The organism is Aeromicrobium sp. YIM 150415, from assembly GCF_016918125.1.
In the GTDB taxonomy this organism is placed as follows: domain Bacteria; phylum Actinomycetota; class Actinomycetes; order Propionibacteriales; family Nocardioidaceae; genus Aeromicrobium; species Aeromicrobium piscarium.
Genome location: NZ_JAERWM010000019.1, coordinates 151128 through 166179 on the forward strand (window position 1 = coordinate 151128; position 15052 = coordinate 166179).

Consider the following 15052-nt stretch of genomic DNA (forward strand, 5'->3'; position numbering starts at 1 on the left):
AACCTACCCGTGGATACAGTGGCGCCATGGTCTCGGTATCACTGCGCCCCACTGCCCCGTCGAGCGATGTCGTGCTCCGCGCGATCCGCGCTTCGGACCCCCTCGACGAGGACCTGGTCCCGTTCACCGCCCTGGGCTTCCGCCAGGAGGCGGGGCAGACCCTGGTCGTGCCGAGTCCGGCAGGGATCAAGGCGCCCGTCACGGTCTTCGTCGCGATCGACGACGAGCCGTCGCTGGAGGATCTGCGCCGCGCTGTCGCCAAGGGCCTGCGCGCTGCGCCGGCGGCACGCCACATCGTCGTCGACTTCGGTGATCTCACCGATGACCAGGTCGCCGCGCTGGCCGAGGGTGCGCTGCTGACGGCGTATCGCTTCGACGACTACAAGGGTGAGAAGGCCCGCCAGAAGGCGGACGAGAAGCCGCGTCTCGATGAGGTCACCCTGGTCGCCTCCGATGCCAAGAAGCGCGAGCTGAAGAAGGCCGTCGACCGTGGCGTGGCCATCGCCGAGGCGGTCTGCCAGGCGCGCGACTGGGTCAACACGCCTCCGGGGGATCTGCGTCCGCCGGACTTCGCCGCGGCGATCGAGTCGTCGGCCGCGAAGGGTGTCTCGGTGACGGTGTGGGACGAGAAGCGTCTCGCCAAGGAGAAGTGCGGTGGAATCCTCTCGGTGGGCCGTGGCTCGGAGGCTCCGCCGCGTCTGGTGACGCTCTCCTACTCCCCCTCCAAGGCGAAGGCGCACCTGGCGCTCGTCGGCAAAGGCATCACCTTCGACTCCGGCGGCCTGTCGATCAAGCCCGGCGCGAGCATGCAGACGATGAAGATGGACATGGGCGGGGCGGCGGCGATCGTGGCGGCGGTCAACGCGATCGCGACGCTCGGGCTGCCGATCAAGGTGACCGGTTACGCCTGTCTGGCCGAGAACATGCCGAGCGGCTCGGCCACCCGGCCGGGCGATGTCATCACGATGCGCAGCGGCAGCACGGTGGAGGTGCTCAACACCGATGCCGAGGGCCGCATGGTGCTCGGTGACGGTCTCGCGATCGCGGCGGAGCAGCAGCCTGATCACATCGTCGATGTCGCGACGCTCACGGGTGCGGCGATGACCGCGCTCGGCGCCAAGACGGCGGCGATCCTCGGCAATGACGAGTACTTCGAGGAGCGCGTCTTCGCCGCCTCGCAGGAGGCCGGCGAGGCGATGTGGCGCCTGCCCATCACCGAGGAGGTCACCTCCTCGCTCAAGTCCTCCAAGATCGCCGATCTGCGCCAAATCGGCACCAAGCCGCACGGTGGGACGCTGTTCGCGGCGGCCTTCCTGCGTGAGTTCACCGCGGACATCCCGTGGGCGCATCTGGACATCGCCGGTCCGGCGTTCAACGAGGGCGGCGCCGACGACTACATCCCGTGGGGTGGCACCGGCGTGGGCGTGCGCACGCTCGTTCAGGTGGCGACTCAGCTTACGTGAGCGCGTACGACGACCGGCTCGTCCGCGAGCTGGAGGAACGGCGGCTGCCCTCGGTGGCGGCCGCCGTGGTCGCTGGCGGGCAGGTCGCCTGGTGCGGCACCGCGGGGACTCTCGACGGCTCGGACGGGACCGCCGCTGTCACGCCGGATACGCAGTACCGCATCGGCTCGATCACCAAGACCTTCGTCGCGGTGGAGATCCTGCGGCTGCACGAGAAGGGTCGGCTGCGGATCGATCAGCGGGTCCGTGAGGTCCTCGACGATGTGGACGGGCAGTCCTTCGCCGATGTCACGATCGCTCAGCTGCTCACGCACACCTCCGGGCTGCAGTCCGAGACGAACGGACCGTGGTGGGAGCGTGCGCCGGGTACGGACTGGGCCGAGCTCCGTGACAGCGACCTGCGTCTCGTGCTGATCCCGGGGACCCGCTTCCATTATTCGAACGCGGGGTATGCGCTGCTCGGGCGGATCCTGGAGGTGGCGCACGGTCGTCCGTGGTTCGAGGTGGTTCGCGACGGACTGCTGGTGCCGCTGGGCATGACCCGCACGACGCTGCGGCCGGCGGGTGAATGCGCCGCGGGGATCGCGGTTCATCCGAGTGAGGATCTGCGACACGCTGAGCCGGAGTTCGATGCTGGGGCGATGGCCCCGGCCGGGCAGTTGTGGGCCAGCGTCGAGGATCTCGCCCGATGGGCGGTGTTCGCTGCCGGGGACGGTGAGGGGCTGGTGAGCCGTTCCACGATGGAGCTCATGCGGGTGCCGCTGGCGGTCAATGACCGTTGGGAACTGGAGTGGGCGTCGGCACAGGGGCTCGGCTGGCAGGTCTGGCACGACGGGCCACGTCGGTATGTCGGACATGGCGGCTCGATGCCGGGATTCCTGGCGTCGCTGAAGGTCGAGCCGGCGACCGGGGTCGGTGTCGTGGTGCTCACCAACACGACTTCGGGTCTCGGCTCGGTCGGCGACGATCTGCTGACGATGGCTCGCGAGGAGCTGGCCACGCCCGCTTCCGCCGAGGTCGCGACGCCGAGCGAGCGCGTCGCTGCGCTCGCGGGCACGTGGTACTGGGGCCCGGCACCGTTCACGATCGAGCCGACCGGCGGTGAGGGCTTCATCCTGCACGCGCCGAACGGTGGGCGTAGTTCGCGATTCATGCGCGACGGCGATCGGGACCGGTGGATCGGCATGGACAGCTATTACGCTGGCGAGCATCTCGCGCTTCGCGAGGACGGCGCGCTCGATCTGGCCACCTTCGTGTTCACCCGCGAGCCCTACGACCCAGGGCACGCGTACCCGGGCGACCTCGATCCCACCGGCTGGCATTAGGTCGATCCTCGGGGTCGCCATCGGTGGTTGCGTTTCCATTGCCGGGTGCCGGGTTTGCGGAATTCGGGGATCCCGTCGTGTGGGTTGATACGGCATTCGAGATAGCCGCCGTCTCTGTTGGCGATCGCGATGCGTTGATATCGGGTGAAGAGACGTTCCTCGCGGCCAAGATCGAGGGGAACAGATTCCCCACCGAACACCTGTGGGAGCAATCTGGCATCGCAGGCCAGGCGTCTGACTTCGCCGGGACTCATCCGGGTTCCGTCGGTGGTGATGATTCCTGGCGCCGCGTCCTCGATCGGCTATTCCAAATCTTCGAGGTTCATATTCACCGTGACGAGGACGTTGTTCCCGCCGTGGTTCGGCAACCGATCAGTCGGAACCCGCTCGATGAGTTCACAGAACCCCTGACCGACGCGGGTGGTGTAGTTCGTCGGTACGTTCACGCCCAAGCGTCGACGCACGACATGGCGACGCATACGCATCCAACACCGTCTTCAACATCGCAGCTTGGGCGTCGGGGATCATGAACCGGCCACTGGTGGTGCCGTCACCATTCGCCCACATGCTCAGGCGCGTGGAGTCCCAGGCGCGTTGTTCCCGTTCGACCAACAATGAGGATTCGTGCCGATCCACGTCCTTCTTGGTAGCCCATTGGTCGGCGATCCGATCCGCCCGCGCCCGCAGGTCCTTCGGCGTTAAGATTCCCGAGTCGGCGATCAGTGTCCGCTCCGCAACCGTTCGCTGCTCAGGCGTGGTCTCGGTGGGGAAGTTCTTGAGCCCGTCAGAGATAATCCGGGCCTGAGCCAGTGTCAGGTCCCCGGCTGAGAGTGCTTGGTCGGTGAGCGATTCTTCCGGGACATCCTTGGCTGCGGCGAGGAGCCGGTTCCCGGCGGTGCGGTCGTTGCCCAGGTCCCTGCCGAGCAGGTCACCGGTGGAGGCGGCGCCTGCATCGAACTGGTGTTCCATACGGTTCCCATCCTCGAGGAGTGCCCCGACACTTTCCGGCTTCATCCACACCCACCCCACGCGGAGTCCGTGCGTGCTAGAAAAGTGATGCCGAAACCACCAGACACCGTGCGTTTGCGCAGGTCAGCAAGTGCGCTCCCCGCAAGCGGGGATGATCCCGCCGGTCACAACTTCCCGGAGAAGTGCCCCTTGACGAGGGCTTCAGCGGAAGTGACTCTCCGAAGTAGTGAAGGACCCGCACGCGCCGACTCGTCGGATCACGGAAAACGAGAGCGGCGCGCTCCGTCATACACACGCCCGGCTAGCACGGCTGAAATGAGCGGCCGATCAGTCTCGGGAAACGTGAGACAGACAGCATTACTGGCCAGTAAGATTCCGCATATGAGCGATCAGAAGCCGAATGCTGGTTACTATCCGGCCCCTGACGGGTCAGGCCAGAATTGGTACTGGGACGGTGAGCGGTGGATCGACCCTGCTCAGACTCAGCCCGCAATGGCAGGTAACGCCCCCGAGCCTGAGCGGCCGTGGTTCAAGAAGAAGCGCATCGTGATCCCCGGTGCGCTCGTTGCGCTGATCATCTTCGGTGCCGCGTTGAGCGGCGGAGAGGGCGATGCCGATTCGCCTGCCGCATCGAGCACGCCTGCTGCCACCGAAACCGCAGATGCCGAGACCGTCGTCGCCGAGGAGCCGGAACCGGAAGCGGAAGCGGAGCCTGAAGAGTCGATGACCGCCGGCCAGAGGAATGCAGTGAGTTCGGCAGAGGATTACCTCAGGTTCACCGCATTCTCGCGTTCAGGACTCATCACTCAGCTCGAATTCGAGGGCTACACAACCGAGGACGCGACCTTCGCCGTGGATCACCTTCAGCCCGACTGGAACGAGCAAGCTGCCAAGTCCGCGCAGGAGTACCTCGACTTCACCTCTTTCTCCCGTGTCGGTCTCATCGAGCAACTGCAGTTTGATGGCTTCTCGCCAGAAGAGGCCACCTACGGCGTCGACCAAGCTGGTCTCTAGCGTCAGGATCGATGTCGGACACACCTGGGCAACGGAAGAGGCAGTGTCTCCGCCGCCGTCCGGTATCGAGTTGCCACCTCATGAACTAGACATGTGATTCTGCGGTCGCTATAGCTACCGCGGAATCACATCCTTCGTGCACCTTAGGACGAAGGATGTGCTTCCGCGGTTGTCATGGCAACCACGGAGTCACATCTTCCGTCGGGCAAGCCCGGAATGGACTCAGTGCAGGCCGAGGGTGCGGGCGGCCTCTTCGACCTTGTCCCACTGGGTGCGGTCGCCACCACGGCGATCGGGATGCGCGGCGTTCCGCGCCCGCTTCCAGACCCGCTCGATCTCCTCGGGGGCCGGTTCCTTGCCGAGCGGCTCGGCACCGGCGATCGACTCCAGCACCATCAGCGCTTTGAACCGGTCCGGACTCAGCGAGGCGCGCTGCGGAGACGAGGTCGTCGCGCGCTTCGCGGAAGACCGCTGGTTGTAGTCCCGCATGCGCTGCGGGTAGCCGACCCGGTTCGCGTCGTAGAGGGGGATGCCCTGCTTGCGAGCGAAGTCGGAGGCCACCTTGGGCGAGGCGATGCGCTTGCGCGTCCACTCACCGTCGCTGGCGACCAGCAGCACCGTGGTCTGCGTGACCGAGGTGGCCGGCTCGACGAAGGCCTCGACCCCGCGTCGCGACTCCACGAACTCACGTAAAGCCGCGAGATCGGCGCGCGTCGCGTCACGATCGGAGACCACAGCACCGCCGTCGGTGCGCTTGCGTTTGGAGAACCAACCCACGGCCCTAGTGTGCCCGATGGCGACCAGACGGAAGTTACCGACGCGTCGGCGACCCCACTGGGCGCAGGGGTGCCCGAAGTGACAAGATGGACGCCAGACATCCGACGGGAGGGAAGCTGTGGCCGACGCCGAACCCGGCAGCGAGTTCGACATCGTCGTTCTCGGAGCGGGCAGCGGAGGCTATGCGTGCGCGCTGCGCGCCGCACAGCTCGGTCTGACCGTCGCCCTGGTGGAGAAGAAGAAGCTCGGCGGCACCTGCCTGCACGAGGGCTGCATCCCCACCAAGGCCCTCCTGCACGCCGCCGAAGTCGCCGAGACTGCCCGCCATGCCGCCGATGTCGGCATCCAGGCCAGCTTCGACGGCGTCGACATGCCCTCGGTCAACCGCTATCGCCAGGGCGTGGTCGATCGTCTCTACAAGGGCCTCACCGGACTCATCGGCTCCGCCGACGCGATCACCGTCATCGAGGGCGAGGGTCGCCTCATCGACGCTCACACCGTCGAGGTCGACGGCACCCGGCACACCGGTCGTCACGTCGTCCTCGCCACCGGCTCGGTCCCCCGCACCCTCGGGGTCGAGATCGGCGGCAGGGTCGTCACCAGCGAGCAGGCGCTGACCCTCGACGAGGTCCCTCAGCGTGTCGTGGTGATCGGCGGCAGCGTCATCGGCGTCGAGTTCGCCTCCGTGTGGAACTCGCTCGGGGCCGAGGTCACGATCGTCGAGGCCCTCGACCGGCTCGTCCCGCTCGAGGATCCTGTACTCAGCAAGGGTCTCGAGCGCGCCTTCCGCAAGCGCAAGATCGCCTTCCGGACCGGGGTCAAGTTCACCGGCGTCGAACAGGACGACTCCGGCGCGCGTGTCAGCCTCGAGGACGGCACGCAACTCGACGCCGACCTGGTGCTCGTGGCCGTCGGCCGCGGCCCCAACTCGGGCGGGATGGGCTTCGAGGACGCGGGTCTCTCGCTGGAACGCGGCTGGGTCCCCACCGACGAGCGCCTGCACACGAATCTCGACGGCGTCTACGCCGTCGGCGACCTCGTACCGGGCCTGCAGCTCGCGCACCGTGGCTTCGCCCACGGCATCTTCGTCGCCGAGGACATCGCCGGCCTGAACCCCGCCCCCGTCGTCGACTCCGGCATCCCGCGCGTCACCTACTGCGAGCCCGAGCTGGCCTCGGTCGGCCTGACCGAGCAGCAGGCGCGCGAGCAGTACGGCGAGGTCGAGACCGTCGAGTACAACCTCGGCGGCAATGGCAAGAGCCAGATCCTGCAGACCGCGGGTCTCGTCAAGCTCGTACGCCAAGCCGACGGGCCCATCGTCGGCGTCCACATGATCGGTGCCCGGATGGGCGAGCAGGTCGGCGAAGCGTCTCTCCTGGTCAACTGGGAGGCCTATCCCGATGACGTCGCTCCGTTGATCCACGCCCATCCCACCCAGAACGAATCCCTCGGCGAGGCCGCACTGGCCCTCGCCGGCAAGCCGCTGCACTCACACGCCTGAATCGGACAGAGGAACCCATGGCAGAGAACGTCACCCTTCCCGCCCTCGGTGAGAGCGTCACCGAAGGCACCGTCACCCAGTGGCTCAAGCAGGTCGGCGACACCGTCGAGGTCGACGAGCCCCTGCTGGAGATCTCCACCGACAAGGTCGACACCGAGATCCCCTCGCCCGTCGCGGGCGTGCTGCTCGAGATCAAGTTCGACGAGGACGACACCGTCGAGGTCGGCGAGGTGCTCGCCGTCATCGGCGAGGAGGGTGAGTCCGCCGGTGAGTCCGGCAGCGATGACTCCACGTCGAGCGAGGCCGAGGAGAAGCCCACCGCGGACGAGCCCGAGGCTGAGGAGCCCGCCGAGCAGGAGTCCGAGGAGCCGGCCGCCGAGCCCGACGAATCCGCTCCCGCGCCGCAGGCCGAGAGCAAGCCCGCCGGTGGTTCCGGTGGCGAGGCCGTGACGCTGCCCGCGCTCGGTGAGAGCGTCACCGAGGGCACCGTCACCCAGTGGCTCAAGCAGGTCGGCGACACCGTCGAGGTCGACGAGCCCCTGCTGGAGATCTCCACCGACAAGGTCGACACCGAGATCCCCTCCCCCATCGCCGGCACGCTGCTGGAGATCAAGGTCGACGAGGACGAGACGGTCGAGGTCGGCGCCGAGCTCGCCGTCATCGGCTCGGGCGACGCCGCTCCGGGCGAGTCGTCGGAGGAGAGCGAGTCCTCCGAGCCCGCCGACGAGCCGGAGCCTGACGAGGAGCCCGAGGAGCAGCCGGAGAAGAACCCGGAGCCCGAGGCCAAGCCGCAGCCCGAGCCCGAGCTCGAGGCGAAGCCCGAGGCCGAGGAGCCGAAGCCGGCCCAGGAGCAGCCCAAGGCCGAGGAGTCCTCCAGCTCGTCGTCGGGTGACGAGGGCTATGTGACCCCGATCGTGCGCAAGCTCGCCAAGCAGCACGGCGTCGATCTGACGTCGCTGACCGGCAGCGGCGTCGGCGGACGCATCCGCAAGCAGGACGTGCTCGATGCGGCCAAGAAGGCCGAGCAGCCCGAGCCCGCCGCTGCGTCCTCGGCTCCGTCGAGCAGCGCACCGGCTCCGAGCACCGAGGTCTCGGCCCTGCGTGGCAAGACCGAGAAGGTCTCGCGACTGCGCAAGACGATCGCCAAGCGCCTCACCGAGTCGCTGGAGGTCTCCGCGCAGCTCACGCAGGTGCACGAGGTCGACGTCACCGAGGTCGTGCGGCTGCGCAACCAGCACAAGAACGCGTTCGGTGAGCGTGAAGGCGTCAAGCTGACCTTCCTGCCGTTCTTCGCCAAGGCGGCGGTCGAGGCGCTCAAGCAGTACCCGCAGATCAACGCCTCGCTCGATCTCGAGGGCGGCACGATCACCTACCCGGCGGGCGAGCACCTCGGTGTCGCGGTCGACACAGAGCGCGGCCTGATCGTGCCGGTGATCAAGGACGCCGGCGATCTGTCGATCGCGGGTCTGGCCCGCAAGATCGCCGATGTCGCCGATCGCACCCGCACCAACAAGATCGCTCCCGATGAGCTCAGCGGCGGCACGTTCTCGCTGACCAATCTCGGCAGCAACGGTGCGCTGTTCGACACGCCGATCATCAACCAGCCGCAGTCGGCGATCCTCGGTGTCGGCGCGATCGTCCGTCGTCCGGTGGTCATGACCGATGAGCACGGCAACGACAGCATCGCGGTCCGCAGCATGGCGTACCTGGCGCTGACCTACGACCACCGCATCATCGACGGCGCTGACGCCGGCCGCTTCCTGACGGCCGTCAAGCAGCGCCTGGAGAGCGCGGCGTTCGAAGGCGAACTAGGCTGACGCGTATGCGTATCGTCGTCGGAGGGGCATCGGGTTTTCTCGGTGCCCCTCTGGTGTCTTCTCTGCGCGAGGCGGGCCACGACGTGACCCGCCTCGTCCGCGGTGAGGACACCTCCGCAGATGCTTCCCGTTGGGATCCCGCGAACGGCGAGGTCGACACCGCCCTCATCGGCGATGCCGATGTGGTGGTGAACCTCTCCGGTGCGCCGATCTCGCAGTGGCCTCGCACCAAGGGGCGCGAGGTGGAGATCCTCAACTCGCGGGTCAGCGCCACCGACACCCTCGCGCGGGCCATCGCGGCCGCATCCACTCCCCCGGCCTTCCTGTCCGGATCGGGCATGTCCTGGTACGGCGTCGATCGCGGCGAGACCGTGCTGCCCGAGGGTTCGGGCTCGACCGGTGAAGGCTTCCTCGCGGAGGTCTCGCAGGCGTGGGAGGCGGCCGCGGCGCCCGCACGCGATGCCGGTGCCCGGGTGGCGTTCCTGCGCACCTCGATCGTCTTGGACGATGCCGGCGGGGCGCTCAAGCTGATGAAGGTGCCGTTCTCGCTCGGCCTGGGCGCGCGGCTCGGTTCCGGTGAACAGTTCTTCTCGTGCATCAGCCGTCGCGACTGGGTGGAGGCAGTGCACTTCGTCGCCGAGAACGACGTGAGCGGCCCGGTGAACCTGGCGGCTCCTTCTCCGCCGACGAATGCCGAGTTCACCAAGGCGCTCGGCCGCGCGCTGAATCGTCCGGCGCCGTTCGTCGCTCCCGCGTTCGCGGTCAAAGCGGCCCTCGGCGGACTCGCCGAGGATCTGCTCGGTTCGCTGCGTCTGGAGCCGGAAACCCTCCTCCGGGCCGGCTACACGTTCGAGCACACCTCGATCGACGACATCCTCCACGCCGCTCTCGCCTGAGCAGGCCAGCCAGTCGGTGGTTGTGTAGGCCCTGGGGGCACCTCCCGCTTGCGGGGGAGGAACGAGGGCCGTATCGAAACCACGTCACCGTGTGGTGGTTTCGATATGCTCCGCGCGCAGAGCGCACTTCGCTACTCAACCACCGGGTCCCGCACGGAGGCGATGCGCCAGCGGCCGTGCTCGACCACCAGCTGTACCTCGCGCTCCTGCCACGGCTCCCGCGGCAACGCCTGTCGCTCTCCGTCCGGCAGCACCGCGACAGCCGGGCCGAGGCGCTCGATGACGTGGAGGCGCCCGTCGGCCTCCTCGCAGGATTGCCGCTCGACACGCCCGCCCTCGATGCGCACGCCACGTCGGCGATAGTCCTCGGCCGTCGCGATGTCGTCGGTCTGCGCCCGCTCGGCGTACTGCGCGGTGACTCCGTCGGGGTCGAGGCGCGCGTAAGCGACCGCACGGTGGAGGTCGAGTCCGTCGAGCACTCGGCAGGGATCGCCCGCCCCCGAGCGGGGTAACAGCACCAGGATCGCGGCCAGAAGATCGTCCATGAGCCGATCGTGCCGTGAAAGCTACTCACGGGTCGGGCGCTGTCCACAACCTCGTCTGGTGGGGAGCGTAGGCTGGTCGTGTGAGTCTTCGGATCCTCGACTCGTGGTATGGCGAGCAGGCGATCGAATATCTCGATGCCTGGGAGCTGCAGCGTCAACTGCACGCGCAGCGCGTGGCCGATCAGATCGAGGACACCGCGCTGTTCCTGGAGCATCCCCCGGTCTACACGGCGGGCAAGCGCACGGAGCAGTTCGAGCGTCCGCAGGACGGCACGCCGGTGGTCGATGTCGACCGCGGCGGCAAGATCACCTTCCACGGTCCGGGCCAGCTCGTCGGGTATCCGATCACCAAGCTGCCCTCGCATGTGCTGGTGGTCGACTATGTGCGGCGCGTCGAAGAAGCCCTGATCCGGTCTCTCGCGGAGTTCGGCCTCGCCACCGGACGGGTGCAGGGCCGGTCCGGTGTGTGGCTGCCGGAGGCCCCCGGACGCGGTGAGCGCAAGATCGCCGCCATCGGCATCCGCGTCTCGCGCGGCGTCACGATGCACGGGTTCAGCCTGAACTGCGATGTCGACCTCGGCTGGTACGACCGCTTCATCCCTTGCGGCATCGCCGATGCCGGGGTCACGACCCTGAGCGCAGAACTCGGCCGCGATGTGACCGTGCTGGAGGCGGCACCGACCGTGGCCCACCACCTCGCCGAGCTGCTGACGTGGAAGCCCTACGATCCCTCCCCCGACATCGATCGCGTGGACCACCCGAGCCTCGCGATCGGAACCGTCCAACCCCCGACACCCAGGTAGGTCTGGAAGAGATGACTATCGCACCCGACGGTCGCAAGATGCTGCGCCTCGAAGTCCGCAATGCGGAGACTCCCATCGAGAAGAAGCCGCCGTGGATCAAGACCCGCGCGAAGATGGGCCCGGAGTACAACGAGCTCATGAACCTCGTGAAGGGCGAGGGTCTGCACACGGTCTGTCAGGAGGCCGGCTGCCCCAATATCTTCGAGTGCTGGGAGGACCGCGAGGCCACCTTCCTCATCGGCGGTGAGCAGTGCACGCGGCGGTGCGACTTCTGCCAGATCGACACCGGCAAGCCCTCGGCCCTCGACCGCGACGAGCCGCGCCGAGTGGCCGAGAGCGTGCAGAAGATGCAGCTGCGCTACTCGACCATCACCGGTGTGGCCCGCGACGACCTGCCCGATGGCGGCGCCTGGCTGTACGCGGAGACGGTGCGGCAGATCCACGAACTCAACCCGGATACGGGTGTCGAGAACCTGATCCCGGACTTCAACGGCATCCCCGAGCTGCTGACCGAGGTCTTCGAGTCGCGGCCCGAGGTGCTGGCGCACAATGTCGAGACGGTGCCGCGCATCTTCAAGCGCATCCGCCCGGCCTTCCGCTATGAGCGCTCGCTCGACGTGATCACGCAGGCCCGCGATTTCGGCCTGGTGACCAAGTCGAACCTGATCCTCGGCATGGGTGAGACCCGTGAGGAGGTCTCGGAGGCGCTGCGGGATCTGCATGCCGCGGGCTGCGATCTCATCACGATCACGCAGTACCTGCGTCCGTCGGCGCGGCACCATCCGGTCGAGCGGTGGGTCAAGCCCGAGGAGTTCGTGGAGCTGTCCGATGAGGCCCGCGAGATCGGCTTCGCCGGGGTCATGTCCGGACCGTTGGTCCGCTCGTCGTACCGCGCCGGCCGCCTGTACCAGCAGGCGCTCGAGGCGAGGGACCAGGCCCGCGCCTGAGCCTGTGCCGCTGACGTAGAATCGACCGTATGTCCAACCCCGCAGCCGTGCCCCAGGGCCGCATCGCGCAGATGCGGCAGGCCTATCGCAATACCAAGCAGACCGATCCTCGCCTCGGGTGGATCCTGCTGGCGATCTGGGTCGTGGCCGCGGCGATCACCGCGACGCTGAGCACGCTGCTGGTCGGTACCGGTTGGTTCAGCATCATCCTGACGGTCTTCCTGTCGATCGCGGTGGCCTCGCTGGCCACGATCACGGTCTTCGGCCGTCGTGCCGAGAAGTCGATGTACCAGCAGGCCGAGGGCCAGCTGGGCGCCGGCGGTGCGGCGTTGACGATGCTCCGTCGTGGGTGGACGGTCAAGCAGGCGGTCGGCTTCAACAAGCAGCAGGACGTGGTGCACCGGGTGATCGGCCGTCCCGGTGTGATCCTGGTGGGCGAGGGCAGCCCCGGACGCACCAAGAATCTGCTGACGAGCGAGGCCAAGAAGCACGCGCGGATCGTCGGTGAGGACGTGCCGATCACGATGCTGATGGTCGGTCGCGGCGAGGGCGAGGTGCCCCTGCCCAAGCTGGTCAAGAAGGTCCGCAAGCTGCCCAAGAAGATCAAGGCGGCGCAGCAGACCGAGGTGCTCTACAAGGTCAAGGCGCTGGACTCGATGCGCCCAGCCGCCCCCATGCCGCGCGGCCCGATGCCCACGAGCATGAAGGGCGCCCGCAAGATGATGCGCGGCTGACCCAGCCGACTCGGTGATTGAGTAGCCAAAGATCACAGCCGGCTCGGTGATTGAGTGGCGACGGCGAGCGAAGCGAGCGCGTCGCGTATCGAAATCACCTACGGCGACGAGATCACTTCCCCACGCGGACGACCTTGCTGCCGACGGCGAGGTCGTGGAGTCCTCGTCCGTCGCGCTGGATGATCGCGGGGATGACGAGGCTGAGGAGGGCGGTGCGCACGAGCCCGCGCCACCAGCCGATCGGGCGGCCGTTGACGTCGACGACGGCGAGGCGCACGAGCCGCTTGCCGAGGGAGACTCCGAGGAAGCCGATGGTCAGGCCGGTGATGACGACGAAGACGCCCTGGACGATGAAGCTCTCCCCCGGCGTCTGGGGCGGAAAACCGGTACCGAAGGCGGCCCAGGCGAAGGCCATCGCGAGGGTCCAGTCGATGACGAGGGCGAGGAGTCGGCGGCCGGGCGACGCGTCGTACAGGTCGGGTGAGGGCTCGTTCGGCACGTCGCGAGCCTACCGTTCGCTCCCCTGCCGCCCGTTTCGCGATCGGCGACTGAGCCTCGGTCTTTGTAACATCGATGAAACAAACCAGTGATGGTGGAGTAATCACGCCCGCCTAGGCTCACTGGTGACGCTGATGAAGCGTCGCTGTCGATGTATCACAATGACCCGCCCCCGGCGGTCGAGGAGGCCCAGATGTTCGGCAATGCCGACGAGCTGTTCAGATTCATCAAGGACGAGGGTGTCGAGTTCGTCGATGTCCGGTTCACCGACGTGCCGGGTATCCAGCAGCACTTCACCGTGCCGGTCTCCTCGTTCGACGAGGGCATCCTCGACAGCGGCCTGGCCTTCGACGGATCGTCGGTGCGCGGCTTCCAAAGCATCGACCAGTCCGACATGGCGCTGTTCCCGGACGTCAAGACCGCGTATGTCGATCCCTTCCGGGCGCGCAAGACGCTGGTCATGGACTTCTTCGTGCACGACCCGATCACCGGCGAGGCGTACTCGCGCGACCCGCGCAATATCGCCCGCAAGGCCGAGGCGTACCTGAAGACCACGGGCATCGGCGATACCGCGTTCTTCGCGCCCGAGGCCGAGTTCTACATCTTCGACCGGGTCAGCTTCGGCACGAGCGCCAACAAGTCGTACTACGAGATCCAGTCGGCGGCCGGTGCTTGGTCGACCGGTGACGACATCGTCGACAACCGCGGCTACAAGGTGCGCTACAAGGGCGGCTACTTCCCCGTCGCGCCCACCGACCACTTCACCGATCTGCGCGACGACATGATGTCGAACCTGGAGACGGTGGGTCTTACGGTCGAGCGTGGTCACCACGAGGTCGGCACCGCCGGTCAGGCCGAGATCAACTACAACTTCGACACGCTGCTGAAGTCGGCCGACGATGTCATGAAGTTCAAGTACATCATCCGCAACACGGCGTGGGCCGCGGACAAGACCGTGACCTTCATGCCGAAGCCGATCTTCGGCGACAACGGCTCGGGCATGCACTGCCACCAGTCGATCTGGAACAACGGCGAGCCGCTGTTCTACGACGAGGCCGGCTACGGCGGACTGTCGGACATGGCGCGCCACTACGTGGGCGGCATCCTGCGCCACGCGCCGAGCCTGCTGGCGTTCACGAACCCGACGGTGAACTCCTACCACCGTCTGGTGCCGGGCTACGAGGCCCCGATCGCGCTCGTCTACTCGGCGCGTAACCGGTCGGCGTGTGTGCGCGTGCCGATCACGGGCAACAACCCGAAGGCCAAGCGCATCGAGTTCCGCTGCCCCGATCCGTCGGCCAACCCGTACCTGGCGTTCTCGGCGCTGCTGCTGGCCGGCCTCGACGGCATCAAGAACAAGATCGAGCCGCCCGCGCCGGTCGACAAGAACATCTACGAGCTCCCGCCGGAGGAGTACGCGGAGATCGACCACGTGCCGACCTCGCTCGACGCCGTCCTCGACTCCCTCGAGGCCGACCACGAGTTCCTCACCGCCGGTGACGTGTTCACGCCCGACCTGATCGAGACGTGGATCGACTACAAGCGCACCGAGGAGATCGCCCCGGTCCAGCTCCGCCCCCACCCGCACGAGTTCGAGCTGTACTACGACATCTGATTCGAGGGGCTGAGTAGGCCGCGAGGAACGAGCGACCGTATCGAAACCACCCTCTGTCAGTAGTCTCCGGAAACGGGGGGGGGGGGGGGGGGGCCCCCCCCCCCCCCCCACGAGAGACCCCCCGCGGGCTGGGGGGGGGGGTTGGGGG

At 67.5% G+C, this 15052-nt stretch carries 15 protein-coding genes; 10 read left to right on the top strand and 5 right to left on the bottom strand.

What is annotated here, in order from left to right; genetic code table 11:
• Positions 1 to 26 precede the first annotated feature (26 nt).
• Both JL108_RS13010 and JL108_RS13015 read left to right on the top strand, forming a co-directional pair.
• Complete coding sequence (locus JL108_RS13010; protein ID WP_205198655.1) at positions 27 to 1463, top strand: leucyl aminopeptidase; 1437 nt, start codon at positions 27 to 29, stop codon at positions 1461 to 1463.
• Positions 1460 to 2788, top strand: a complete 1329-nt coding sequence (locus JL108_RS13015) for a serine hydrolase (RefSeq protein WP_205198656.1) — start codon at positions 1460 to 1462, stop codon at positions 2786 to 2788. Before JL108_RS13010 ends, JL108_RS13015 begins: the two co-directional genes overlap by 4 nt.
• Here the strand turns inward: JL108_RS13015 and JL108_RS20610 are convergent.
• Both JL108_RS20610 and JL108_RS20265 read right to left on the bottom strand, forming a co-directional pair.
• Positions 2785 to 3087 (bottom strand): DUF222 domain-containing protein, encoded by a 303-nt coding sequence (locus JL108_RS20610; RefSeq protein ID WP_374190853.1) that lies wholly within the window; start codon positions 3085 to 3087, stop codon positions 2785 to 2787. The two genes, JL108_RS13015 and JL108_RS20610, sit on opposite strands and share 4 nt — an antisense overlap.
• A 97-nt stretch (positions 3088 to 3184) precedes the next feature.
• Positions 3185 to 3757 (bottom strand): DUF222 domain-containing protein, encoded by a 573-nt coding sequence (locus JL108_RS20265; RefSeq protein ID WP_205198658.1) that lies wholly within the window; start codon positions 3755 to 3757, stop codon positions 3185 to 3187.
• Positions 3758 to 4138: 381 nt separating this feature from the next.
• On the opposite strand from JL108_RS20265, the gene JL108_RS13030 reads away from it, so the two are divergent.
• On the top strand, positions 4139 to 4771 hold the full coding sequence (locus JL108_RS13030; protein WP_205198659.1) for an Ltp family lipoprotein: 633 nt from the start codon (positions 4139 to 4141) through the stop codon (positions 4769 to 4771).
• Between the two features lie 222 nt (positions 4772 to 4993).
• Here the strand turns inward: JL108_RS13030 and JL108_RS13035 are convergent, their stop codons facing one another.
• Positions 4994 to 5548 (bottom strand): hypothetical protein, encoded by a 555-nt coding sequence (locus JL108_RS13035; protein WP_205198660.1) that lies wholly within the window; start codon positions 5546 to 5548, stop codon positions 4994 to 4996.
• 118 nt (positions 5549 to 5666) lie between these two features.
• Here JL108_RS13035 and lpdA point away from each other — a divergent pair, with 118 nt between their 5' ends.
• From lpdA to JL108_RS13050, 3 genes are read left to right on the top strand one after another with little or no spacing between them, the layout of a single operon-like run.
• Complete coding sequence (gene lpdA / locus JL108_RS13040; protein WP_205198661.1) at positions 5667 to 7049, top strand: dihydrolipoyl dehydrogenase; 1383 nt, start codon at positions 5667 to 5669, stop codon at positions 7047 to 7049.
• A 17-nt stretch (positions 7050 to 7066) separates the two neighbouring features.
• Positions 7067 to 8866 carry a 2-oxoglutarate dehydrogenase, E2 component, dihydrolipoamide succinyltransferase gene (sucB, locus tag JL108_RS13045; RefSeq protein WP_205198662.1) on the top strand — a complete coding sequence of 600 codons (1800 nt, stop codon included), beginning with the start codon at positions 7067 to 7069 and terminating at the stop codon, positions 8864 to 8866.
• 5 nt (positions 8867 to 8871) lie between these two features.
• A complete protein-coding gene (locus JL108_RS13050; protein WP_205198663.1) occupies positions 8872 to 9762 on the top strand; it encodes a TIGR01777 family oxidoreductase in 891 nt (296 codons plus the stop codon).
• A gap of 131 nt (positions 9763 to 9893) precedes the next feature.
• Here JL108_RS13050 and JL108_RS13055 read toward each other — a convergent pair whose 3' ends face one another.
• Positions 9894 to 10307, bottom strand: coding sequence for a hypothetical protein (locus tag JL108_RS13055; RefSeq protein WP_205198664.1), 414 nt, complete (start codon positions 10305 to 10307; stop codon positions 9894 to 9896).
• Positions 10308 to 10387: 80 nt separating this feature from the next.
• Here JL108_RS13055 and lipB point away from each other — a divergent pair, with 80 nt between their 5' ends.
• Genes lipB through JL108_RS13070 form a run of 3 tightly spaced genes read left to right on the top strand, consistent with a single transcriptional unit; the run spans position 10388 to position 12791 of the window.
• Positions 10388 to 11110, top strand: a complete 723-nt coding sequence (gene lipB, locus JL108_RS13060; RefSeq protein ID WP_205198665.1) for a lipoyl(octanoyl) transferase LipB — start codon at positions 10388 to 10390, stop codon at positions 11108 to 11110.
• An 11-nt stretch (positions 11111 to 11121) separates the two neighbouring features.
• Positions 11122 to 12057, top strand: a complete 936-nt coding sequence (gene lipA / locus JL108_RS13065; RefSeq protein ID WP_205198666.1) for a lipoyl synthase — start codon at positions 11122 to 11124, stop codon at positions 12055 to 12057.
• A 29-nt stretch (positions 12058 to 12086) separates the two neighbouring features.
• Positions 12087 to 12791, top strand: a complete 705-nt coding sequence (locus tag JL108_RS13070) for a DUF4191 domain-containing protein (protein WP_143914677.1) — start codon at positions 12087 to 12089, stop codon at positions 12789 to 12791.
• A 112-nt stretch (positions 12792 to 12903) separates the two neighbouring features.
• Here JL108_RS13070 and JL108_RS13075 read toward each other — a convergent pair whose 3' ends face one another.
• Entirely contained in the window at positions 12904 to 13290 is a 387-nt protein-coding gene (locus JL108_RS13075; RefSeq protein ID WP_143914676.1) for an RDD family protein, read from the bottom strand.
• Positions 13291 to 13482: 192 nt separating this feature from the next.
• On the opposite strand from JL108_RS13075, the gene glnA reads away from it, so the two are divergent.
• Positions 13483 to 14904, top strand: a complete 1422-nt coding sequence (gene glnA, locus JL108_RS13080; protein ID WP_205198681.1) for a type I glutamate--ammonia ligase — start codon at positions 13483 to 13485, stop codon at positions 14902 to 14904.
• The last annotated feature ends 148 nt before the right edge of the window (positions 14905 to 15052 follow it).